General features: G+C 63.3%; 19 protein-coding genes and 3 pseudogenes. 16 read left to right on the top strand and 6 right to left on the bottom strand.

The annotated features are described in order from the left end of the window. Window positions 1-83 precede the first annotated feature (83 nt). Window positions 84-971, bottom strand: coding sequence for an isocitrate lyase/PEP mutase family protein (locus tag ACNSN4_RS14115; protein WP_418286485.1), 888 nt, complete (start codon window positions 969-971; stop codon window positions 84-86). Between the two features lie 159 nt (window positions 972-1,130). On the opposite strand from ACNSN4_RS14115, the gene ACNSN4_RS14120 reads away from it, so the two are divergent. Then, entirely contained in the window at window positions 1,131-2,348 is a 1,218-nt protein-coding gene (locus ACNSN4_RS14120; RefSeq protein WP_418286486.1) for an MFS transporter, read from the top strand. Between the two features lie 67 nt (window positions 2,349-2,415). Here ACNSN4_RS14120 and ACNSN4_RS14125 read toward each other — a convergent pair whose 3' ends face one another. Further along, window positions 2,416-3,231: an SDR family oxidoreductase gene (locus ACNSN4_RS14125; protein WP_418286487.1), complete on the bottom strand. Its 816-nt coding sequence runs from the start codon at window positions 3,229-3,231 to the stop codon at window positions 2,416-2,418. A 246-nt stretch (window positions 3,232-3,477) separates the two neighbouring features. Here ACNSN4_RS14125 and ACNSN4_RS14130 point away from each other — a divergent pair, with 246 nt between their 5' ends. From ACNSN4_RS14130 to ACNSN4_RS14145, 4 genes are all read left to right on the top strand, one after another. Continuing rightward, window positions 3,478-4,734 (top strand): 3-isopropylmalate dehydratase large subunit, encoded by a 1,257-nt coding sequence (locus tag ACNSN4_RS14130; RefSeq protein ID WP_418286488.1) that lies wholly within the window; start codon window positions 3,478-3,480, stop codon window positions 4,732-4,734. Between the two features lie 2 nt (window positions 4,735-4,736). Then, complete coding sequence (locus tag ACNSN4_RS14135) at window positions 4,737-5,240, top strand: LeuD/DmdB family oxidoreductase small subunit (RefSeq protein ID WP_418286489.1); 504 nt, start codon at window positions 4,737-4,739, stop codon at window positions 5,238-5,240. Window positions 5,241-5,314: 74 nt separating this feature from the next. Continuing rightward, window positions 5,315-6,499 carry a CaiB/BaiF CoA transferase family protein gene (locus tag ACNSN4_RS14140; protein ID WP_418286490.1) on the top strand — a complete coding sequence of 395 codons (1,185 nt, stop codon included), beginning with the start codon at window positions 5,315-5,317 and terminating at the stop codon, window positions 6,497-6,499. 70 nt (window positions 6,500-6,569) lie between these two features. Beyond that, on the top strand, window positions 6,570-7,373 hold the full coding sequence (locus tag ACNSN4_RS14145) for an enoyl-CoA hydratase/isomerase family protein (RefSeq protein ID WP_418286491.1): 804 nt from the start codon (window positions 6,570-6,572) through the stop codon (window positions 7,371-7,373). A 105-nt stretch (window positions 7,374-7,478) separates the two neighbouring features. On the opposite strand, the gene ACNSN4_RS14150 is transcribed toward ACNSN4_RS14145, so the two are convergent. Next, a complete protein-coding gene (locus tag ACNSN4_RS14150; protein WP_418286492.1) occupies window positions 7,479-8,696 on the bottom strand; it encodes an iron-containing alcohol dehydrogenase family protein in 1,218 nt (405 codons plus the stop codon). 247 nt (window positions 8,697-8,943) lie between these two features. Between ACNSN4_RS14150 and ACNSN4_RS14155 the strand changes: the two genes are divergently transcribed. Next, window positions 8,944-9,288: a HalOD1 output domain-containing protein gene (locus ACNSN4_RS14155; RefSeq protein WP_418286493.1), complete on the top strand. Its 345-nt coding sequence runs from the start codon at window positions 8,944-8,946 to the stop codon at window positions 9,286-9,288. A 152-nt stretch (window positions 9,289-9,440) separates the two neighbouring features. Here the strand turns inward: ACNSN4_RS14155 and ACNSN4_RS14160 are convergent, their stop codons facing one another. Continuing rightward, a complete protein-coding gene (locus ACNSN4_RS14160; RefSeq protein WP_418286494.1) occupies window positions 9,441-10,376 on the bottom strand; it encodes an NAD(P)-dependent oxidoreductase in 936 nt (311 codons plus the stop codon). A 185-nt stretch (window positions 10,377-10,561) separates the two neighbouring features. Here ACNSN4_RS14160 and ACNSN4_RS14165 point away from each other — a divergent pair, with 185 nt between their 5' ends. The 4 genes from ACNSN4_RS14165 to ACNSN4_RS14180 all read left to right on the top strand — a co-directional run bounded on the left by ACNSN4_RS14165 (window position 10,562) and on the right by ACNSN4_RS14180 (window position 15,205). Continuing rightward, window positions 10,562-11,755 carry a 2-methylaconitate cis-trans isomerase PrpF family protein gene (locus tag ACNSN4_RS14165; protein ID WP_418286495.1) on the top strand — a complete coding sequence of 398 codons (1,194 nt, stop codon included), beginning with the start codon at window positions 10,562-10,564 and terminating at the stop codon, window positions 11,753-11,755. A 131-nt stretch (window positions 11,756-11,886) separates the two neighbouring features. Further along, entirely contained in the window at window positions 11,887-13,287 is a 1,401-nt protein-coding gene (gene tcuA, locus ACNSN4_RS14170; RefSeq protein WP_418286496.1) for an FAD-dependent tricarballylate dehydrogenase TcuA, read from the top strand. Between the two features lie 52 nt (window positions 13,288-13,339). Further along, entirely contained in the window at window positions 13,340-14,344 is a 1,005-nt protein-coding gene (locus ACNSN4_RS14175; protein ID WP_418286497.1) for an aminopeptidase, read from the top strand. Between the two features lie 48 nt (window positions 14,345-14,392). Next, window positions 14,393-15,205, top strand: a complete 813-nt coding sequence (locus ACNSN4_RS14180; RefSeq protein ID WP_418286498.1) for an IclR family transcriptional regulator — start codon at window positions 14,393-14,395, stop codon at window positions 15,203-15,205. A 314-nt stretch (window positions 15,206-15,519) separates the two neighbouring features. Here ACNSN4_RS14180 and ACNSN4_RS14185 read toward each other — a convergent pair whose 3' ends face one another. Then, window positions 15,520-16,017: a redoxin domain-containing protein gene (locus ACNSN4_RS14185; RefSeq protein WP_418286499.1), complete on the bottom strand. Its 498-nt coding sequence runs from the start codon at window positions 16,015-16,017 to the stop codon at window positions 15,520-15,522. Between the two features lie 338 nt (window positions 16,018-16,355). On the opposite strand from ACNSN4_RS14185, the gene ACNSN4_RS14190 reads away from it, so the two are divergent. The 4 genes and pseudogenes from ACNSN4_RS14190 to ACNSN4_RS14205 form a co-directional block, all read left to right on the top strand. Further along, complete coding sequence (locus ACNSN4_RS14190; protein WP_418286500.1) at window positions 16,356-18,281, top strand: archaea-specific SMC-related protein; 1,926 nt, start codon at window positions 16,356-16,358, stop codon at window positions 18,279-18,281. A gap of 87 nt (window positions 18,282-18,368) precedes the next feature. After that, window positions 18,369-18,974 carry a rod-determining factor RdfA gene (gene rdfA, locus ACNSN4_RS14195; protein ID WP_418286501.1) on the top strand — a complete coding sequence of 202 codons (606 nt, stop codon included), beginning with the start codon at window positions 18,369-18,371 and terminating at the stop codon, window positions 18,972-18,974. Window positions 18,975-19,878: 904 nt separating this feature from the next. After that, a pseudogene (locus ACNSN4_RS14200) lies at window positions 19,879-20,105 on the top strand (RNA-guided endonuclease TnpB family protein); the annotation flags it as partial. After that, window positions 20,078-20,200 (top strand): annotated as a pseudogene (locus tag ACNSN4_RS14205) (zinc ribbon domain-containing protein); the annotation flags it as partial. The pseudogenes ACNSN4_RS14200 and ACNSN4_RS14205, both read left to right, overlap by 28 nt. Window positions 20,201-20,323: 123 nt before the next feature. Here the strand turns inward: ACNSN4_RS14205 and ACNSN4_RS14210 are convergent. Then, window positions 20,324-20,557, bottom strand: a complete 234-nt coding sequence (locus ACNSN4_RS14210; protein ID WP_418286502.1) for a DUF1328 domain-containing protein — start codon at window positions 20,555-20,557, stop codon at window positions 20,324-20,326. Window positions 20,558-20,956: 399 nt separating this feature from the next. Here ACNSN4_RS14210 and ACNSN4_RS14215 point away from each other — a divergent pair. Together ACNSN4_RS14215 and ggt are read left to right on the top strand one after the other, a co-directional pair. After that, window positions 20,957-21,338 (top strand): annotated as a pseudogene (locus ACNSN4_RS14215) (hypothetical protein); the annotation flags it as partial. 293 nt (window positions 21,339-21,631) lie between these two features. Further along, a complete protein-coding gene (gene ggt, locus ACNSN4_RS14220) occupies window positions 21,632-23,290 on the top strand; it encodes a gamma-glutamyltransferase (RefSeq protein ID WP_418286503.1) in 1,659 nt (552 codons plus the stop codon). The last annotated feature ends 74 nt before the right edge of the window (window positions 23,291-23,364 follow it).

Below are 23,364 nucleotides of genomic sequence, written 5' to 3' on the forward strand. Positions count from 1 at the left end.
GCGGAAGGTATCTAAAGGGTTACGGCTCCGGCGGATCTCTCGTGCTCGTCGTCGACCCGGGCGTTCATGAAAGCGCTCGGCGCTTACGGATCCGGGAGATACTCGTCTTCCCACTCCAGTACAGCGGGGACACCGGCGAACGCGTCGTAGCTCTCGACCGGAACGTCCTCGAAAGCAGCCTTCGTCTCCCGCCACCCGTCCATCCCGGCGTCGTGGAGGCGGCCGTAGCGTTCGAATAACACCTCGATCGTCGGCAGCGTCGACATCCGCGGGAACATCACGACGTCGTAGCCGAGCGACTCGGCGCGCTCGATCGAGACGATCGGTGACCCGCCGCTGCAGTTGTACAGCGTGGGGAAATCAACGGACTCGACGACGCGCTCCAACTCCGGGACATCCGCGGCCCCTTGGACGAACGCGACGTCGGCCCCGGCCTCGCAGTACGCGTTGACGCGGTCGATCGCCTCTTCGAGCGAGCCGTCTGCCGCCCCGCGAGCGTCCGTCCGGGCGATGATCACCATGTCGGGGGCGTGTTCGTCGCGCGCGGCGGCGGCCGCTCGGATCTTCCCGACGGCTTCCTCCCGAGAGATCACGCGCTTCCCCGCCACGAATCCGCAACGTTTCGGGAACGTCTGGTCCTCGATGTGGACTGCGGCAACGCCCGCGCGAGCGAACTCGCGGACGGTCCGTTCGACGTTGACCGCGTTTCCGAACCCGTTGTCGGCGTCCGAGATGACCGGGACGTCGACGGTCTCCTGTATGTACGTCGCGTTCTCGACCATCTCAGAGAGCGTCATCACGCCCACGTCCGGTCTCCCGATTTTCGACAGCGAAGTCCCGTTTCCGGTCATCGCGACCGATTCGAATCCGACCTGTTCCGCGATCCGTGCCGAGAGCGGGTCGTGGACGCCGGGTGCCACGAGAATCTCGTTCGATTCGATACGCGACCGAAACGCTGCTCCGTAGGTCATGTCCGGAGATGACCGTCGGGAGTTCCTAAAGCTACCGGCCTCGGGGATCTGCAACCGGTTCGCAGGGGAGTCGCGTCGAGGCGCGACGGACTGGCACAAAAAGCCCGGTTCCCTAACTCTCATATATTGGATGCGCGAAACGATCGTACGGAACCGATCGTGAGTCTCTACACGCAGTTCGTCCGGAACGCCCGGGAGATGGCGGCCGATCTCGCTCGCGACGGGAACGGCTGGGTGCTCGCTGCCGTCGGTGCCGGGTGGTTCCTCTCGATCGGAATACGCTACATATACCCCTCTATCCTCCCGTTTCTCCGGGAAGCGTTCGCAATGGATCTCACCGTCGCCGGGTTCCTCCTCAGCGCGCTCTGGCTGGCGTACGCGCTCGGACAGTTCCCGGGCGGCGTGTTGGGCGACCGCTACGGTGAGGGGAACATTCTCGTCGCCAGCACGGTGATATCGACGGTCGCACTCCTGCTCGTCGTGTTCTCGTTTTCGCTGTGGACGCTGTTCGCGGCCACCGTCGCGTTCGGCTTCGCGACGGGGTTGTACGGCCCCCACCGGTTCACTATCTTCACGGACATCTACACCGACCGCGCCGGCACTGCCGTCGGGATCACGATGGCAGCCGGCAGCATCGGCAACACCGTGCTGCCGGCGATCGCCGTCGCAATCGCGGGCTACGCGAGCTGGCGGCTCGGATTCGGGGTGCTGATCCCGCTTTTCGTCGTCGTTTCCGTATCGATTTACCTGTTCGTCCCGAAGCGAACGTCTCAGAGCACGGGAGATACCGATACGTTTTCGATGGACACGCTGCGGCAGCTCCGGACCGCCGTGGTGGGCGGCGGCATCCCGCTCGTCGTCGGGATCCACATCGTGACGGCGTTCGTCAGCAACGGCTTCCTCGGGTTTTATCCGACGTATCTCATCGAGGTCAAGGGATTCTCCGCGCAGACCGCCGCGCTGCTGTACGGCTCGTATTTCGCGCTCGGAGTGGTGATCCAGCCGATGACCGGAATGCTCCGGGACTGGTTCGGCTCGAAGTGGACCCTCATGCTCGTCGCGGGCATGTTCTTTCTGGGACTCGTCGCCCTGCAGCTCGCGGTCAGCGTGGTGCACATCGTGGCGCTGACCGTCCTGCTCAGCCACCGGAACGGGCTCGGCGTCGTGACGAACACGTTCATCGCCAACACGCTCGACGACAGCATCAAAGGGTCCGGCCTCGGGCTGTTACGGACCTCGTGGATCCTGACCGGCGCGATGAGCCCGATATTCGTCGGATTCCTCGGCGACCTCGGTCAGCTCAACTTCGCGTTTCTCGTGCTCGCGGGGATCGCCGGCGTGGCCACGCTGATGACGCTTCTCGTCCCGCGAGAGTGAGAGGCGGGAGCAGATCCGTGTGGCAGCAGCGGATCCGAACGTCGACACCGAGGCGACAGTCCGGAGTTCAAAACGGCGCGTGTGCCCAGCCGCCGTCGACGTTCAGGCTGTGTCCCGTCACGTAACTCGCCGCGGGCGAGGAGACGTATGCCACTGCTCGCCCGAACTCTTCGAGTTCGCCGTGCCGACCGAGCGGGATGATGTCGGCGATGAACTCCTCGCGGGCGGTCTCGTAATCGAGCCCGTGCTCCTCGGCGTACCGGTCGATGTGAGTGGGCCGGTCGATCTCCGTTTGCGTGAGCGGTCCGACCTTTTTCGGACAGACGCAGTTGACCCGGACGCCTGAATCGGCGTATTCCGCCGCGAGCGACTTGGAGAGGCCATAGACCCCGATCCGGATCGTGTTCCCGAGAACGTGATTCGCCTCCGGCTGTTGTGCGGAGGTGGCGATGAGGTTCGTGATCGCGCCGCCACCGTCTGTCAGCGCGGGCATCGCCGCGTCGATGGCGACGATCACGCTCTTTAACACGAGTTCGTAGGTGTCGTCGAACTGCTCGATCGTCGCCTCTTCGAATCCGATCTTCGGCGGGCCGCCGCTGTTCGTCACGAGGACGTCGAGTCCGCCGAGCCGATCGACGGCGGTTTCGACCCGCTCTGCGATCGCATCGGGCGCAGAGAGGTCACAGGTCAGCGTCGAGACGCGATCGGGGTCGGCACCGGTCTCGTCGAGGATCGACTCGCGCGCCGCCGACAGGTTCGACTCGCTCCGGGAGCTGATGACGACGCTGGCTCCCTCTTCGACGAGTGCGGTCGCCGATGCAAGCCCGATCCCGCCGCTCGACGCGAGCACCAACGCGCGTTTCCCGTCCAGTTCGAGGTTCATGGCAGCCGCACCGATCTGTTGAACATGATCACCACGTGATATCCTGACGCACGCGCTTAAATCCACCTCTCAGGCGGCTTTCGGTCCGTATTTCGGGCGGTCTCCGGTCTAACCGACGTCGCGGCCGGCTCGTTCGACCGCTCGACGGGCTGTCCGCCCTCCGGCCACGCGGCCGGTGCGCGATGACGTGATGACACACGCACAAGTATCCATCACAGTTAATTACGCGGGTCGCTACGGATGTGTATGGGTCACACGATGGCCGAGGCCGTACTGGCTTCAGCCTCGAACACCGAGCGGGTATCGCCGGGGGATCACGTGGTCTGTGAAGTCGACGTGGTGATGACGCAGGACATCCACACGCCGGGTATCGCGTACACCCTCGAAGAGATGGGCGTCGACGAGCTGCACGACCCCTCGCAGGTCGTCGTCGTGCTGGACCACGAGGCGCCCTCGCACGGGGTTACCAACGCGACGGAAAAGGCGGGCATCCGCGAGTTCGTCCGCGATCATCCGGGGGTCACCTTCTACGATGTCGGAACGGGAATCAGCCACGAGGTGCTTTCCGAGAAGGGACACATCCGGCCTGGCGAGCTCGTTGTTGGCTCCGATTCCCACACCGTGACCCACGGCGCGTTCGGTGCCGCGAGTACCGGCCTCGGAGACACCGACATCGCCTACGCGCTGGCGACGGGGGAAAACTGGTTCCGGGTTCCGGAGACGATCGCCTTCGACATCGAGGGGACGTTCGGTGAACACGTCTCTTCGAAGGACCTCTTGTTGTACATCGCCGGGGAGTACGGCACCGACGTGGCGCGGTATCGGGCGGTCGAGTTCCGCGGCCCCGGGGTCGAAGCGCTGCCGCTCGACGACCGTATCACGCTGACGAACATGTCGATCGAACTCGGGGCGAAGTTCGGTTTCACTCCCGTCGACGACGTGGTCATCGACTACGTCACGGACCGTACAGACGAGCCGTTCGACCCGATTTACGCCGACGACGACGCGGAGTACGCCGAGACGTACGAGATCGACGTGACCGACCTCGAACCGCAGGTCGCGGTGCCGCACGACGTGGCGAACGTCCACCCGATTTCGGCGGTCGATCCCGTGGAAGTCGACCAGGTCTTCCTCGGCTCCTGTACGAACGGGAAGTACGAGGACCTCCGGGTCGCGGCCGAGATACTCGACGGGCACGAGGTCGCACCGATGACGCGGCTCCTCGTCACGCCCGCCTCGCGAGAGATCTACGGGCGCGCCGAGCGAGACGGACTCGTTCGGATCTTCAACGACGCGGGCGCGGTCGTCACGAACGCGACCTGCGGCGCCTGTCCGGGGCTCGGCATGGGCGTCCTCGGCGAGGGCGAGGTGTGTCTCGCCGCGCAGAATCGGAATTTCAAGGGGCGGATGGGCCACGACGACTCGGAGATCTACCTCTCCAGTCCGGCGACCGCCGCGGCGACGGCGATCACGGGTCGGATCACCGACCCGAGGGAGGTGTGACGATGGCGTTCGAGGGAGTCGCCCACCTGTTCGGCGACGACGTCAACACGGACTACATCACGCCCACCGACTACTTCTCGGAGTCGATAGAGACGATCGCCGAGCACGCGTTCGAGCCGATCGCGCCCGACTTTCACGACGCGTTCGAGCCGGGTGACGTGGTGGTCGCCGGCGAGAACTTCGGCTCCGGCTCCAGCCGTGAGACGGCACCGAAGGCCCTGAAAGTGAAGGGCGTCAGCGCCGTCGTCGCCGAGTCGTTCTCGCGGCTCTTTTATCGAAACGGCGTCGCGATCGGTCTGCCCGTCGTGACGGCGCCCGGCGTCACAGACGTCGTCTCGGATGGCGACGAGGTCGTCGTCGACCTGAAAGCCGGTGTCGTTCGAAATCAGACCACGGGTGCGTCGGTCGAGACCGAGCCGATGTCGCCAGCCCTGCGTTCAGTGTACGACGCTGGCGGTCTCCTCGAACACTACGAGCGACATCCCGAGGGGCTCACACTGGAGTAGCTCGCTCGGAAAGCGGAACACGTGACTCCCCGCTCCGGCAGCTATTTATCGACACTCAACGGACGTGCGGGTGTATGTCACGGCCACTCGACGGGATCTCGGTCCTCGACCTCGGACAAATTTATCAGGGCGGGTACTGCGGCTTGCTGTTGTCGTATCTCGGGGCCGATGTCGTCAAGGTCGAACCGCCGTGGGGCGAGAACGTCCGCACCCGGAGCGAAGACGGAAAGCCGCCGCAGGTGCAGTTTTTAAACGCGAACAAGCGAGGGATCACGCTCGATCTCAAGTCGGCGGCCGGACGAGAAGCGCTCGTCGACCTCGCCGCCGAGGCCGACGTTCTCCTCGAGAACTTCGCCACGGGAAAGATGGACGAGCTGGGAGTCGGCTACGACACCCTCAGCGAAGCGAACCCGGAGCTCGTGTACGCGCACGGCTCCGGGTACGGCGACTCCGGCCCGTACGCGGACTACCCGGCGATGGACCTCACGGTCCAGGCGATGAGCGGACTGATCCACACCACGGGCTTTCCCGACGGCGACCCAGTCAAGGCGGGACCGGCGGTGTGCGACTTCCTCGGCGCGGTTCACCTCGCGCTCGGGATCACGAGCGCCCTGTTCGAGCGCTCACGGACCGGCGAGGGGCGGTACGTCGAGGTCGGTATGTACGACTGCATGTACCCGACGCTCGCTTCTCCCGTCTCAGCGCACGTCTCGCGGTCTGACGCGCCGCCGCGTACGGGGAACCAACACTCCGGGCTCGCCATCGCGCCGTACAACGTCTATCCGACCGACGAGGGCTACGTCGCGATCATCTGTATCTCCGAGCGGCACTGGGAGGCGCTCGCGACCCGGATCGGCCGTGAGGACCTCGTCGGCGTCGAGGGGTACGATTCGAAGTCCGCGCGCGCGGAGCGACGAGAGACGGTCGACGACGCTGTGACGGCGTGGCTCGACGGACGGCGAACCGACGAGGTCGTCGATCAGCTCCTCGGCGACGGCGTGCCCTGCGCACCGGTCCAGACGGTCGAAGACGTGATCGACGACGAACACCTGGAAGACCGAGGGATGATCCATCGCCTACCGAACCAGGGCGAGGGTCGCTCTGAGGTGCCGGTTCCGGGGATGCCGATCAAGTTCGCGGGCGTCGCGGAGCCGACCGTCGAGCAGGCGCCGCTACTCGGCGAGCACACCGAGGAAGTGCTCGCTGAGATCGCCGGCTACGGTCCCGAAGAACTGGAACGACTCCGGACCGAGACGTAATCGCGGACCGCTACACCGCCGCCGCGTACCCGGACCGACCTTTTAAGCGCTCTGCCGTCGATCGGCGGGTATGTCCGAGAACGGCGTGTCAGGCGACGGTATCGAATACGCGGTTACCGAAGGGCGTGCGGAGATCACCCTGAACCGGCCCGCGACGTACAACGCGTTCGACGGGGACATGCTCGCGGCCCTCAACGAGCGCCTGCTCGACGCGCAGGCGGACGACGAGGTCTACGTCATTCTCCTCACGGGCCGCGGAAAGGGGTTCTGCAGCGGTGCAGACGTTTCGGACATGGACGGACGGGAGGACCGTAAAAACGCCGCGACGTACGGCGCACACCTCTGGGCGGTCCAGTACGTCAACCGCCAACTCCTCTTCGGCGAGAAACCGACCATCGCGGCGGTGAACGGTCCGGCGGTCGGGGCGGGGTGTGACTTCGCGCTGGCGTGTGACCTCCGCGTGATGGCGGAGGGAGCGTTCCTCCGCGAGCAGTTCGTGAACATCGGGCTGGTCCCCGGAGACGGCGGTGCGTGGACGCTGCCGCGTCTCATTGGGGAAAGCAAGGCGAAAGAGTACCTGCTCACGGGGCGGGACATCACTGCCAGCGACGCTGAAGAGCTGGGGCTCGTCGTCGACGTGGTCCCCGGTGAGACTCTCATGCGGATCGCCCGCGACCTCGCGAACGAGATCCGTGACAAGCCGGCGCGAGCGGTCCGGAACACGAAGGCGCTCGTGGACACGACGCGCTCGTTCGCCGAGTACTGTGCGGCGGCTCACGAACAGCAGTGGGAGTGCGTCACCGACCCGGAACACCGCGCCGCGGTCGAGGCAGTGGCCGACGGGCGACGGCCGGAACTCGACCGTCCGCGCTAATCGGGGGCGCGGGTCGCTCCACCACAGCACTGCCGGATCACAGGACCGCCGGATCACGGCATCGCCGCGCCTCACCAGCGTCAGCCCTGACTTCGCTCTCGCTCGTTACCACGCGGCTTCGAGGACGGCGACGACGTCTTCGACGGTCGGGTCGATCCCCGGCGGGTTCCGTGCGTGCTTGTGGTTGTCTAGGACGTCCTCGGCGACCGCTTCGAAGTGATCGCGCTCCATCCCGTCTATCTCGCGGAGGCGACGCGGGAGTCCGAGCGCGTCGCGAACGACGAGCACCTCCTCGATGATGGCCTCGGCGACGGCACCGTCGTCCATCCCCTCCACGTCGATCGAGAGCCCCTCCGCGATCCGGTGGCGGTGAGCGTACGCGGTGTCGAACACGTACCGGAGCACGTGGGGGACGACGATGCTGTGGACCGCACCCTGTTGGATGTCGTAGTGCAGCGAGATCCCGTTGCCGAACGTGTGGACGATGTTGGTCTTCCGACCGTACTGGACGAGGACCGTGGCCAGCACGGCGTGATCGTACGCCACGTCCCCGGCGTCCGCCGCGACGAGGTCCGGAAGGCCGACGCGGTAGTGCTGGAGCGCCTTGATCGCGTGAGCGTTCGCGATCGGCGTCGATTCGCTGGAGTACAGCGTTTCGATTCCCTTGTCGAACCCGTTCATCGCCGAGGAGACGAGGGGGCCCGTCGGTGTGGTCGCATACAGGTTCGGGTCGTACACGTTCGCCGCTGCGATCAGCCGCTGGTCGGAGACGGTCGCATCGATCCGGCCGGACCCGGTGGCGTCCGGCGCGAGATCCGCGTCGGCGACGAACACGCTTCCGCCCGCGGAGACGTCCGCACCCGGCATCGTCGTCGGGACGACCACGTTTGGAACGAGCGCGGCCTCGTCGTCCGGCGACGGCACGTCTCGCGTCGCGACGACCTCTTCGACGACGCGATCCCGGCTCCAGCCGAGCGGGGCGATAGCGCACATGGCGCGCGTGACGTTCAGCGAACTCCCACCGCCGACGCCAACGAGCACGTCGACGTCGTGTTCGGCCATCAAGTCCACGCCGTCGAGCACCGTTTCGAGCCTCTTTTCCGGGGTCGTCTCGTCGAACACGGCGACGAGCCGGTCGCCGAGCCCGTCCGTTATCGGTTCCATCACGTCCCGGTTCGCGCCGACGTTCGACCCGGTGACGACCATCGCTCGTTCGACGCCGTGCCGATCAAGCACGTCGCCGAGCCTCGCGACACAGCCCCGCCCGTACACGATCCCCGTCGCCGAGTAGTCGAACTCGAAGGGTTCGGGTGTTTCGACCATTACCGACCGAGACGGTCGGTCGGCGTATAAGCGTTGCCCGGGCGGAATCGCATCCGGTCGAAACCGTCGCCGGTCGAAATCGCACCCGGTCGAACCGTCGCCGATCGAAATCGTCCCTCGTCGGCTCCGTTGAAGTCCGCTGTAGTCGATGTTCTTCCGCACCTCAACTGCTCAAAACCGGAATGAGGGCGTACTGTCACGCACATTTTTACGACAACATTTTATAGAGTGGGAGAGTCAGTGTCACATGAACAGCCGAGGAGAACTAATCGTATATCGCGGATGCACGCCGGTCGCTGATGCGGAATACGATTTCGAAAGCGATAATTCCGCTATAGAGGCTATTATATGGGCACTCGCAGACGCCGTGGGTGTTGATCCAACTGATATCCCACCGCTGTTCGATTACGTCGACCCGGACGCCCTCAACGCGCTGTTCGACCCTTCCGACAGAGCCACGGACGGTGGTTCTCTCCTCAGCTTCCAGGTGGATACGTGGAACGTGTTCGTCCGCTCCGACGGTCGCATCCGCGTCTGTGATGCGACTCAACCGACCGATCCAGAGCCGGTCTTCGGGTCCACCACCGCCTAACACGGGTCCCCTGTTCGGCCAGCACCGCCGGTTCATTTGCGGGCTTCAGCGAACCGCTGTTTCAGACGAGATTACCACTGGGAAGAGGATTTCAACAGAACAACCTACTCGAAATCGCATCCGGCCGGGATTGTGCCCGGTCAGATATCCCGTTAGATATCCTTCCAGTCGAGGTAGTCGTCATCGAACTGCTCTTCGGATTCGACGGGGACGCCGGTCGTTCCCTCGAACAGCTTGACGATCGCTATGCTGTCCTCCGCACCGAGCCCCTCCCCCTCCGCGCGTTTGTACAGCTCGTGGACCGTGCTCGTAATCGGCGTCGGTGCGTCGACGGCGTCGGCCATATCGAGCGCGAGGCGAACGTCTTTGCGGGTGTTGCTCGTCGAGAACCCCGGCTCGAAGTCCCGTCCGAGTACGCGGGGCATTCGCTTTCGGAACTGGTAGGACGAGCCACTGGAGTGGCGGACGACCTGCATAAACGGCTCCCAGTCGACCCCCTGCACGGCCGCGACGGCGGCCGCTTCCAGCGAGGCTGCACGGACGGCCGACCCGATCTGGTTGTTCAGCAGCTTCGTCGTGTGACCGGCGCCGAGCTCTCCGAGATGGTACACGTCCTCGCCGAGCGTCTCCAGCACCGCTCGGACGCGTTCCCGTTCGTACGTCTCGCGCTCTCCGCCGACCATCACGGTGAGCCCACCGCTTCGAGCCTTCTCCGGGCCACCGCTGACGGGCGCGTCGAGCAGCGTGAGCCCCGATTCGTCGACGATCGACCGAGTCGTGTCCGGCGAGATGGTGCTCATCTCCAGCGCGACGAGGTCCTCGGTCGCCCCTTCGGCGACGCCGTCGTCCCCGAGGTACACCGCCTCCGCGATCGGTGGCGTCGGTAGACTCGTGATGAGAACGTCGACCCGCGCGGCGGCATCCGCCGTCGATTCGGCCGGCGTCACGCCGTCCTCGACGACGGCCGCCAGCGTGTCCGCATCCACGTCGAATCCTACCGTCTCGTACCCCGAATCGACGAGGTTCCGGGCCATAGCCCCGCCCATGTGTCCGAGACCGACAACTCCGACAACGGTATCTGATGACATACATCGCAGGATTTGCGACGGGGGGCAATATACTCACGGGCCGCGGCATCCCTGTGGATGTCAGTCGATCTTGCCACCGTCGCTCCAGGAACGGGTCGGCTCACCGCCGTCTCTCGTCGAACTGTTCGGCAAATCCGGCTGTGGGGGGTAGAATTATATATTCAGTATCAAAATTATCTATTGTTATGAACACGAAGCGCGACAGCGAGTTACAGGGCCACCTTGACGGCCTGTTGATGCGAGGCGGGACGAGTAAGGGGCTCTTCGTCCGGAAAGAAGACCTTCCAATACAGCCGGACCACGAGCTGTTCGAGACGTTCCTCCTCGAACTGTACGGGTCGCCCGACCCGCTTCAAGTCGACGGCATCGGCGGGTCGCACTCACACACGAGCAAGATCATGATGGTGTCTCCGACGGACCGCGACGACGCCGACGTGGAGTACACGTTCGGCGGTGTCGGCGTCAAAAACCCCGTCATCGAGTGGGGCGGCAACTGTGGGAATCTCACCGCTGCCGTCGGGGCGTTCGCGATCCACGAAGGGCTCGTCGAGGTCACGCACCCGACGACGACGGTCACCCTCTACAACACGAACGCCGACGGACGGATCGAACAGGAGGTTCCGGTGACGGAACGCGGCGTCCCTGAGATATATGGCGACTACCACATCGACGGCGTGCCGGGGACGGGCGCGCGCGTCGACTCTCACTTCCTCGATCCGGCGGGCGGCGTGCTCGATTCGGCCCTCCCGACCGGCAACGCCGTCGACACGATCGAGGTCGACGGCGAGTCGCTCGACGTCTCCCTCGTGGACGTGACGAATCTCATCGCGTACGTCCGCGCCGAGGACATCGGCATGGCCGGCACGGAGCTCCCGGAAGAGATGCGGAACACGGAGGGGCTGCTCGATCGGTTCGAACGCATCCGCGGGGCGGCGTGCGCCGAACTCGGCCTCGTCGACGACCCGGCGGACGCGGAGACGGAGTACCCCATCTTCCCGCACCTCGCTATCGTCTCCGAACCGCAGTCGTACGACTGTACCGTCGACCGCCACGTCGACGCCGCCGATATCGACATCACCGCCCGCGTCATCAGCATGCAGGATCCCCATCACGCGTACGCCATGACGAGCGGGCTCTGTCTCGGTGCGGCCGCGCGCATCCCCGGGACCGTCGTCAACGAGTTCGTCCGGAATCCCGACGAGGAGTGGACGACCATCGGCCATCCGAAGGGGACGATGTCGGTCGGGGCGACGCTTCGTGACACGGGTGAGGACGGAGGGATCGATGTCGAACGGGCCTCCATCGGCCGTACCGTCAGACCGATCATGATCGGGTCGGCGTACTACCGGTACGTGAACGGACTGGAGGCGCTTCGGTAGCCGGGGTCGGCCGGAACCGCTGTGGGATGGAAACCGAGAGGAGCCGGTGGAACGCAGCGCCGCCGCCGTTACCTTTCGACCCGATTCACCCGCAACAGCTATACCCGTTCCCGTCCGCGAATCGTGTACGCATGACGCTTGCTACCGACCAGGACGTGGTCGTCGTCGGCTGCGGGATCGCCGGGCTGGCCGCGGCGAACCGCGCGGCCGAACTCGGCCTCGACGTGACGGTGTTGGAGAAGTCGCCGAAAGACAAGCGGGGCGGGCACACGCGGTACAGCGAGTCGTTCCGCGTCGCCTCGACCGAGTGTGACCTCCGACGGTTCGGCTACGAGTTCGCGATCGACGACTACTCGCCGGACGACTTCTATCGCGACATCATGAGCCAGACGAACGGCCGGGCCGACGACGCGCTCGCACGGACGATCGTCGAGGAGGTCGGCCCGACCGTCGAGTGGCTCACTGAGCTCGGCGTCGAGTGGGATATGGAGCCGCTCAACGTCGGATACACCGCTGCACGGACGTTCTTCGACGGTCCCCAGCTCGTTGGTGCGCTCGTCGACGCAGCGGAGGAGGCGGGAGCGACGTTCCGTTATCGGACGGAGGCACGCGAAGTCCTGTTCGAGGACGGCGAGGTCGCCGGGCTCCGAGCGCGGACCGACGACGGAATGGCCGAATTCGGTGCCGACGCGCTCGTCGTCGCCGCCGGCGGATACGAATCGAGCGAGGAGAAGCGAACCCGGTACTACGGTCCCGAGTACGACGCCATGACCGTCCGTGGGAGCCGGTACAACACGGGCGAAGGAATCGAGATGGTGCTCGACGCCGGCGGACGTGCGACCGGGCAGTGGGGCGGCGCTCATATGGCCCTCATCGACAGCGCGGCACCAGCGCACGAGGGCGGCGCGAACCGCGTCGACGGCTACCAGTACGGCGTGTTGATCAACGACGAGGGCGAACGGTTCTTCGACGAAGGCGAGGACGCTCGCGCCCACACGTACGCGAAGCTCGGGCGGATCATCTTCGAACAGCCGAGCCACGAGGCGTACATCGTCATCGACGATCCGCTTAAAGAACACATGCGGGCCACTGGCCCCGGCGGTTGGGTCTCCGACGACACGGTCGCGGGTGTCCTTTCCGAACTCGGTTGTGACCGACCCGAGCGCGGGGCAGAGACCGTTACAGCGTTCAACGCGGGGACCGATCCGGACGAGTTCGACCCCGACGTGCTCGACGGCAACGCGACGGACGGCGTCGCCCCCGAGAAGAGCAACTGGGCGCTCCCTATCGACGAGCCGCCGTATCACGGGTACCGCGTCACCGGCGGGATCACGTTCGGGTTCGGCGGCACGGCGACCGACGAGCGCGCCCGCGCGCTGGACACCATCGACCGTCCAATTCCGGGGCTGTACGTCGCCGGTAACACGACGGGTGGGCTCTTCTTCGACAACTATCCCGGCGGGACCGGGCTGGCGAACGGCGCCGTTTTCGGACGGATCGCCGCCGAGGAGGTCGCCCAGTTCCTGGCGTAGGAGCGACGACGCCACGGAAACCTATTTGCTTGCGGCCACACATTGTGTGTCAATGACAAGCGATTTCATGCGCCAGGAGATGGCGGTAGCCGCCGCGAACATCGCCTCGGAGTGTCTCGCAGTCGAGCCGGACGAGGAGGTGCTCGTGCTCGCCGACGCGCGAACGGTCGGCGTGGCGGACGCCGTCGCGACCGCCGCGAGCGCCGTCGGCGCGGACGTGGTGACACAGGTGATGCCGCTTCTCGACAGTCACGGGAACGAGCCGCTGCCGACGGTCGAGGAGGCGATGGTCGTCGCCGACGTCGCGTTCACCTGTACGACCCACGCGATCACCCACACCAACGCTCGGCTCCGGGCGGCCGAGGCCGGAACGCGCGTCGGCGTTCTCCGAGGCGTTACGGAGGAGATGATGGTCGACGGCGCCATGACCGTCGACTTCCCGGCGCTTCGGCGGCGGACCGAGGCCGTGCGCGACGTGCTGGACGCCGGGCGGTCCGTCCGCGTCACCGCCGCCAACGGGACGGACGTGTCGTTCAGCATCGACGGCTGTCAGGCGTTCTCGCTGGACGGCTACTTCCACGAGGAGTACGGCTTCGCGACGCTGCCGCCGGGAGAATCTCCGACTCATCCGAAGGAAGGAACGGCGAACGGCACCATCGTCGTCGACGTGTCGATGGACGGGATCGGTCGGCTCGACGACCCGATCACGCTGGAGGTCGTCGACGGGTTCGTCGAGGAGGTCACCGGGGGCGAGGAGGCCGCACAGCTCCGGGAGATCTTCGCCGACGCCGACGAGAACGCGCGGAACCTCGCGGAGTTCGCGGTCGGAACGAACCCGGCGGCGAAGCTCATCGGCAACCTTGCCGAGGACAAGAAACTGGCCGGGACCGTCCACTTCGCCGTCGGCGACAACGAGTCGCTGGGCGGTTCGACGGCGAGTTCGATCCACCTCGACGGCGTCGTGCGCTCGCCAACGGTAGAAGTCGACGGCGAGCGTCTCGTCGAGGCGGGATCACTCCCCTCGGAGAAAGCCCTCGGATCCGACCGATCGCTCTAAACTCCCGCGATGCGGGATTTTATATAGTCTCGGAATAGATCGAAGGACATGATCGATGATCGTGGAAACGCGGACGCCCCCACCGACACCGCCGATTCCTCGACGGACGGTCGATCCACCGTCAAGTCGGTCGAGACGACCCTCGATATCGTCGAGTATCTCCACGAACAAGGGGAGGCGACGATGGAAGATATCGTGGCAGCCGTCGACCGAAGCTCGAGTACCGTTCACAGGCACTTGATGACGCTTCGCGAGCGAGGCCTCGTCGTCGATACGTCGGGCGAATACGCTCTCAGTCTGTTGTTTCTCACGTACGGCGGTCGGTCACGCGATCGGCTGTTCGATTCGGACATAATCGATCGGAAGGTTCAGCAGCTGAGTGATCGGACAGGAGAGCGCGTCCAGTTCATGGTTGAAGAGAACGCTCAGCGGGTGTACGTGTTCACCTACTCCGGCCCGAGCGGCGTGAAAACGGATGCGACGCTGGGGAAGCGCGGGCCGCTTCACGTGAGTGCGGCGGGAAAGGCGATCCTCGCGAATCTCCCGCGTGAGCGGATCGAGTCGATCCTTGACGGGAGACCGCTCGGCGGACAAACCGAGAACGCGATCGCCGATCCGGACGAACTCCGACAGGAACTCGAAGCGGTTCGCGAACGCGGATACGCGTACAACGACGAGGAGTCGACCGAAGGGCTTCGCGCGGTCGGTGTCCCCGTCCACGATGGAAACGGGTCGGTCCTCGGCGCGTTTAGCGTCTCGGGACCGGCCCATCGATTCCGTGACTCGTACTTTCACGAAGAACTCCCCGATTTACTGATGGGCGCGGCAAACGAGGTCGAACTGAACCTCAAATACTCCTGATCGGGGCCGGAAAAGGGAATCGACACGGATCCTGTGTGGACACCGATCCCGCATCGCGGGAAGCCGCTCGAATACGTTGTCAACAGAAGCTCCCGACCGATCGGCACTCACACAGCCACTATTTGTCGAAACGCTCCGGATCGCGTCCGGATACGTTCGATTACCTTCCGTAGCGGACAGTACGTTACGAACGCGGCGATATCACGGCTTGACTCTGCACGCGGTCGCGATTCAATATATGAGAATCCGAGTGGATGAGCCATCAATCGGACGCCTCGTCCCTCCTCCCGCGACCCTTCGCCCCGATCGGTGGGCTATCGCGCGACCGCCTCTCTAACGGCATCGCGAGTCCACGAGACCAACGCTTCGAAGTCGGGGTTCCCGTCCTCGCGGATCCACGTGGCTGACACCTGACCGGCGGCATCGATGACGACGATTGCCCGCTCTGCGGTCTCGAAGAGTCCGTCGTGCGCATCGAGAACCACGTCGTACGCGTGAATCACGTCGCGGTTCGTATCGGAGAGCATGGGAAAGTTCAGGCCTTCCTCGCGCATCCAGACGTTCTGTGCGTACGGGAGATCGACACTTATGCCGTATACGCGGGCGTCTACCGCCTCGAAATCGGCCATCGAGTTACGGAACGAGCACATCTCTTCCGTACACCCACCCGTGAACGCGGCCGGAACGAACGCGAGGACCACCGGCCCGTCACCCAGCACCGACGACAGCGTAAACGGCTCGACGTCGTCGTACGCCTCGCCACCGGCCTTTGGAACGGTAAAATCAGGGGCTGCTTTGTCAACATGTATCATACGCCTGGGTGGGTTGGTTACCATATATATGTGGCGAATGGAAGATGAACTCTATGCATGCCGGGCTATTGGGTTCGAAAGTGCGGTAATGGAGGTGGACAAACCACTTAGCGTGCCTCGACACGGCGTATGATGTTTGCTGTTGTCCACCGTTGATTTGTTTTGTACGTTGTGCTCTGAGACAGTCTATATCGCATGCACCAGCAGCGAACGGGACCGCTGCCTGTTTACTCAGCATCTCTGTCGATCTCTCTATCCACTCTCTGTCGGGCTAGAGTTTGTAGGATGACGTTTGGATAAAAGATAGGTTTAACATGATGACCACACCAATAGTAGTTATGTCCTCAAAACAAGTCTCACTCCCGACTGTGAGCGTTGATGTCCATAATATCGGTGGTATCGATGAAGCGTCTGTTACCCTTCCCCCCGATGTTTCAATTCTTACCGGCCGCAATGCGACAAACAGAACCTCATTTCTACAGGCGCTGATGGCCGGGCTAGGGAGCCAGCAGAGTTCGCTGAAAGGTGACGCCGACGAGGGATCTGTCACACTCAACATCGGCGAAGAGACGTATACACGTACGCTGACGCGACAGAACGGCTCGGTCGTCTTCGGCGGTGACCCGTATCTTGACGATCCGACTCTCGCGGACCTGTTCGCGTTTCTCCTCGAGAACAACGAGGCCCGTCGTGCGGTCGCACGCGGTGATAACCTTCGGGAGATCATCATGCGACCGATCGACACCGACCAGATCGAAGCCGAGATCGAGTCGTGCAAGCGAAAGCGCGCCGACCTCGAGGACCGCATCGAAGCGATCAACGAGCTCGAACGGGAGCTACCCGAACTCGAGGCCGAACGCCGCGAGAAGCGCGAGGAGCTAGCGGACGCACAGACCGAGCTCAAGGAAACGCAAGCGGAACTCGAACGTCTCGACACCGGCGTCGAGGAGAGTCGGTCACGGAAACAAGACCTCGAAAATGCCTTTGAACGGGTTCGAGAGGCTCGATCGGCGCTAGACGACTTGGAGTTTGATCTCGAGACTGAACGAACGACCCTCGCGGAACTCCGGTCGGAACGTGAGGAGCTAGCGGAGACGCTTGAAGATGCCGAAGCAGTCGACCGGAACCCCGACCGACTCGCCGGCCGTATCGACGAACTTCGCCGACATAAGCGATCGCTCGACGAAACGATCAACGAACTCGGTAGCGTGGTCAACTTCAACGAGGAGATGCTGAACGGAGAGGGACTCGACCTCGAGGAACGGGCCGATCCGACGGACGCACTCACCGCGTCCGATGAGACGGTTTGCTGGACGTGTGGCTCTGAAATCGAGACGACACAAATCGAACAGACACTGGACAGGCTCAGGAATTTGCGCTCTGAAACGTTAGATGAGCGGAGCGAAATTCAGACGCAAATCACGGAGTTGACCGACGAGCAATCTGCGCTCAAAAAACGAGAACAGCAACGGCGACGCACCGAACGACGACTTGAGGAGGTTACGTCCCAGATCGAGGATACAACGGACCGGATCGCTGACCTCGAAGACCGGATCGACGAACAGGAGGAGACGGTCGCCGAGCTCGAAGCAGAGACAGCGGAGGTCGACATCGAGGGCCACGACGAGACACTCGAACTCCACCGCGAGGTCAACGGAATCGAACTGCGTATCGAGCGGCTGGAGTCCGACATCGACGACATCGAAACAGAAATCGTCGATCGCGAAGCGTCGATCGACGAGCGAGACTCGCTACAGGAGGAGCGTGAGTCACTCTCCGAGCGACTCACCGATCTCCGTACGAGGGTCGACCGGATCGAGGAGGAGGCCGTCGACGCGTTCAACGAGCATATGGAAACCGTCCTGAACATTCTTGAGTACGACAATCTCGATCGCATCTGGATCGAGCGACGCGACGTCGAGGTCCGAGAGGGACGCCGCAAAGTGAACCGCACCCGGTTTGACCTACATATCGTTCGCTCGACTGCAGACGGGACGGCGTACGAGGATACCGTCGACCACCTGTCGGAGAGCGAGCGAGAGGTAACCGGGCTGGTCTTCGCACTCGCTGGCTACCTCGTCCACGATGTCGCAGAGACCGTCCCGTTCATCGTGCTCGACTCGCTGGAGGCGATCGACTCGAATCGTATCGCCCGTGTCGTCGAGTACTTTCGGGAACACTCTGAGTATTTGATTGCCGCACTGCTGCCTGAGGACGCCGCCTCGCTCACTGAGGAGTACACGTACGTGGAAACTATCGACTAATTCGACGGTACGTCCAGGGCAGATCGTTCCTCTTTTCGACTAATATTACATCGTTAGATTTGTAATGCCTCACGGCGTAGTGAGCGTATGAGTGAGACGCGCTCGACGAAGGTTGCAAAGGTGCTCGATAAGTATGATCTCGATGGCCTTGGAGTGCAGCTTGAAGAGGCTTGGACTGCGGAACGGGGAGAGCGGACCAGCCTCCGTGACCTCGCAGCGGAGTTCAACGAGGAGGTACTTCGAGCCGCGCTCAAAGGCGCTGGCGGGTCGCCGCTCAACTTCGAGGTGGCGGGAACATACGAGATGCTTTCGGACGGATCGGAGCCGGAAGCGACCCGTGCACGGCGGCGCTTAGAGCGTGAGGGGATCGATACGGAGGAGTTGGAGGGTGATTTCGTGACACATCAAGCGATACATACGTACCTCACAAAGGTGCGTGAAGCCACGCTTCCCGAGAATGAGACGGATCTCGTCGACCGAAAGATCGAGACGATTGAGAAGCTCCAAGGTCGCCTCACTGCGGTGACTGAGTCGGCGCTCGGTACCCTCGATTCGGCGGGCAAACTCGACCGCAGCGACTACGACGTGCTCGTCGGCGTGCGCACCGTTTGCCCCGCGTGCGGTTCCGACACCGCTGCCGGAGAGCTTCTTCGGAACGGTGGCTGTGGATGTGACACCAATGATGATTTGTAGACACATAAGCAACAAAACTTGTGGAGTGAGAACACCGGTGGTTGTACGGCCGACAGCGTACCAGTAGATTTCAGACGAATCCGTTTAGTATGGCCAAACCACTAGTTGCGCGTGCGTTGCGGGTCAACAGATACGTCAGCGGCGGTACGAACGACACTCATCTCGACCGTGGAGATTCGTATCGTAACAGTAGCCTTCCGCCTCAAAGAAAAGAACAACGCAATCCACCAAACATACCACTTTTATATACTACTCAGATTGTTGTTGTTTCATGTCGATCGGGGTCGATCTACCGCTCATTCCTGAGTTCACTAGACCGACCCACAGCCGGAGCCGGGCGGATCCCATTCACGTCAATAGCTGATAAAACGGTGAGTTAGCGGACGATCGATACTACTGGCTATCTCCTGTCTATCTCGAATCACATACTTTGAGACACGCGCATAGCTTGAGTCGATACAGTCAAATTTAATTATGAATTAGTTTTATTAAATTACAAAAACACGGCGTGTACGACCTGATAGTTCTCATCATTATCAATATTGCGTGAGTGATCCTACCGCAAGCACTGTTTTTTTTTAAATACGGGTAAGCTCAAGATCAGAGCGGCATTAAATGTATTATTTTTGAGCAACGTACAGATGTGTCTATTCTCAAACTACTTAGTAACGGAGGAGCGGGAGCTGCATTCGAGTCGCTCGGGTTCGTGTCTTTCGTGTCGGATCTGCGTATCTGGACACTACCTAGGGGTATTCAACATACTACAAGGTGGAGCTTCCGGCCTCAGGGAGCGAACGCAGTGAGCGAGTAGTCCGGAGAGGAAACCAACATGCCCAGTGATAACCACTCTACGCTAGCTACCTGACTCCCGCTATTTAAGAATCGTCACTCCTCCGCCGGAGGTATGGAGGTTCGGCGTACCGCACCCGTCGAGCCCGTTGTTCCCGATGAGCGACGCGACGACTCCACAAATTACCCGTCAGTTCCTTCATTGTGCCAATCGTGCCGTCGGACTCTGTTGGGATTCGCTCCGATATGGACTGCGTCACGGCCAATACGACAGCACGCGACGCACTCTATGACGAACTACGGGAAGAGAGTGAACTCAACGTCGTTCTCGGACAGACTGCGGATTTACACACCCGGACAATCGCCATGGTGAGCACTTCTGTTGTCAGAAGTGTGGGTACGAAGTGAACGCGGAGTATAATGCAGCGAAGAATATCAGGTGACGGCGAACGGTGAGAGTTACCAGCCTCTTGCTGACGACCGATTACCGAGAGTCCACATCAAAGCCCCGTCCCTCAAGGACCGAGGCGCGTAGCCCCAAGGGAGTAGGGCGGGGTAGTTTACAGGAGGAGCGAGATCACAGCTAGCACCAAGAAGATGATGACGAACCACTTCGCAACGGTCATGCTGATCCCGGCGACTCCACGTGCCCCCAGGACGGCTGCGACGATCGCGATAATGAAAAATATCACCGCCCACTGAAGGAAATCGCCCGAGAACTGCAGTGGAGCAAGGTTTCCGAACCCAGACAACAACTGATACTCCGCTGACGCTGCGATTGTGGTAGTAGCCATAACGAGTAACAGGAGAGATACGCTATTAGTTATGAAGTCTCAAAATCCCGATAATATATGAGTAAGTGGCTCCCCGACAGTGGTCTCGAAATAGTAGTCGTCGTTACAGAAATCCGAGGCGAAAGCCTCGCCTGCAGCGCAAGGACGTAACCGTGTGACGATAGTCGTCCACTTGGTTCCCAGCCGGTGACCAATTCCGCCGTAGTCACGCGCTTCCCACCGTCTCTCGGTATCGATCGAACCACCGATCCAGGACCGACCAAAAGACAGGGTCACTCGGATAGACACCGTCGAGAAGTACCGGAGCACACTCGTCCCGTCGCGGTTCTCGGCGGGCTCGGAGTCAGTCAACTTGACGGCGTTTCGACGGTTGCCGACGCGCTCATCCTTTCGTTTCTGATGGTCACGCTGTTCGCCGCATTCGCAGGGGCCCCACTGTTCCGGCTTCGCGTCGCGTTCGTCTGCATCCGGGGCGCGGGGAGAAGTCCGATAGCGATGGCGTTCGTCGAGCGCGAGCGCGACCGACGAGCGCTGGCGATCGAGTGACCTCGGTGACCGAACGCCGCGGGAGGTGACGCCCGACGAGCCACAGGCGGTGGGTCTGGTCGTGACCGTGGGCCGTTCGGCCTCCGACGTCTGTCCGGCTGCGTGGAGCGGTGAGAACCGAGACTTGGGGGCTCGATGACCCCACGGGCGACCGATAGCGACGGTCCGCGAGATCCGCGACGAAACTGAGCGTCGACTCGTCGCGCTGTTCGACGAGCTGCTGTCGGACGCGCCGCCCGGGAGCCGACGCTCCGCTGGAGTGGCGGCAGTGGTGAGGATGACGAGGCTATTCCGTATAGCTGACACAGGTTTATTAACAGGCTCGACTGCGTTCCGAAGACCTACGGCGTTCGCCGCTCAGAGGTTGTCACCGTTCTTCGTGCGGTCGATCTCACGGAAGCGTCCGACGAATCCGGGGACGGTGGAAGAGATCAGATCCGGGGACGGTGGAAGAGAACACATGAAGGGCCGCGGGCGACCGAAACTGTCCGGGGCGACGTTTAACCGGGAGCCCGTAAACGCATGGGTATGGAGCCAGATCTGGATCGATTTACATCTCGTCGGTCGACGGTGTACGGACAGCGCGGTGTCGTCGCGACGAGTCAACCGCTCGCGAGCGAGGCGGGCATCGAGGCGCTGCGCGAGGGCGGCAACGCGTTCGACGCGGCGGTGGCGACGGCGGCCGCACTAAACGTCGTCGAGCCGACCTCCACCGGCCTCGGCGGCGACGTGTTCGCGCTGTATCGGACCGCGGACGGCGATGTCGGGGCGATGCGTGCCTGCGGCGGCGCACCGGCCGACGCGACGATCGAGAACGTCCGGAGCGCGTTGGACGCGGACGACGACGCGTCGGCGTACTACCCCGACGACGGCGGCTACGCGGTCGACGACGTCGAAGAGGCCGGGATGCCCTTTTACGGACCACACGCCGTCACCGTTCCCGGCACGGCGCGCGGCTGGGAGGCGACCGTCGAGGAACTCGGCCGACTCACGCTCGCCGACGTCCTCTCCCCGGCGATCCGATACGCCACCGAGGGGTACCCGGTGTCGGAAGTCATCGCGTCCTACTGGACGGGCGCCGAGGACCTGTTCACCGACGAGCACGCCCGCGAGGCTTTCCTGTTCGACGGCGACGCGCCGGAAGTCGGCGCGACGGTGACGCTCCCGCGACTCGGCGAGTCGATGAAACGAATCGCCGAGGAGGGGGCCGACGTCGTCTACGAGGGCGAAATCGCGGAGGCGATCGCCGAAGAGGTTCAGTCGCAGGGCGGATTCATGACCGTCGACGACCTCGCGGGGTTCGAGGTCGAGTGGCCCGAGCCCGTGTCGACGACGTACAACGGCGCGGAGGTGTACGAACTGCCACCGAACAACCAGGGGCTCATCGCGCTGGAAGCGCTCAACGTCGCCGCCGAGCTCGGCGCGGGCGAGTACGACTACGACTCCCCAGAACGGGTCCACTACTTCGGCGAAGCGATGAAGCGGGCCTTCCACGACGGCCACCGGTACATCACCGATCCGGAGTACGAAGAGATCCCGCCGCTCGCGTCGAGGGAGTGGGCCGCTTCTCGTGCCGCCGACATCGGCGAAAGCGCCTCGCACGACGTCTCCTTCGGCGTGCCCGACGCCAACGCCGAGGACGCCGACACCGTGCTTCTCACCGTCGCCGACGAGGAGGGCAACGTCGTCTCGTACATCAACTCGCGGTTCGCCGGGTTCGGTTCCGGGCTCGTCGCCGGAGAGACGGGGATCGCCCTCCAGAACCGCGGCGCCTCCTTCTCGCTCGATCCGGAGCACCCGAACGCGCTCGAACCGGGGAAACGCCCCTTCCACACCCTCATTCCGGGAGTCGTGCGCTTCGAGGAAGACGACTGGGCGGCCTTCGGTGTGATGGGCGGATACATGCAGCCGCAGGGCCACGTTCAGGTGATCTCGAACGTCGTCGACTACGGGATGCCCCTTCAGCGGGCCCTCGACGAGCCGCGCTGGCGCTATCGGGAAGCCGGAGAGTTAGCGGTCGAGCCGCACTTCGACGACGACGTCGCGGCGAAGCTGGTACGGAAAGGGCACGACGTGCGAACGCTCTCGCCCGTCCAGTTCGGCGGCGCGCAGATCGCCCGGAGCCGCGACGGCGTGCTCTCGGCCGCGACGGAGCCGCGAAAGGACGGGAACGCACAGGGGTACTAGTCGGCGACTGCGACACGGCCGCGATCGGATATGACGAGGATCTATAACGACTGCCCGTTTGTCGGTCGTGCATG

Source organism: Halorubrum marinum (assembly GCF_048381195.1).
Classification (GTDB): domain Archaea; phylum Halobacteriota; class Halobacteria; order Halobacteriales; family Haloferacaceae; genus Halorubrum.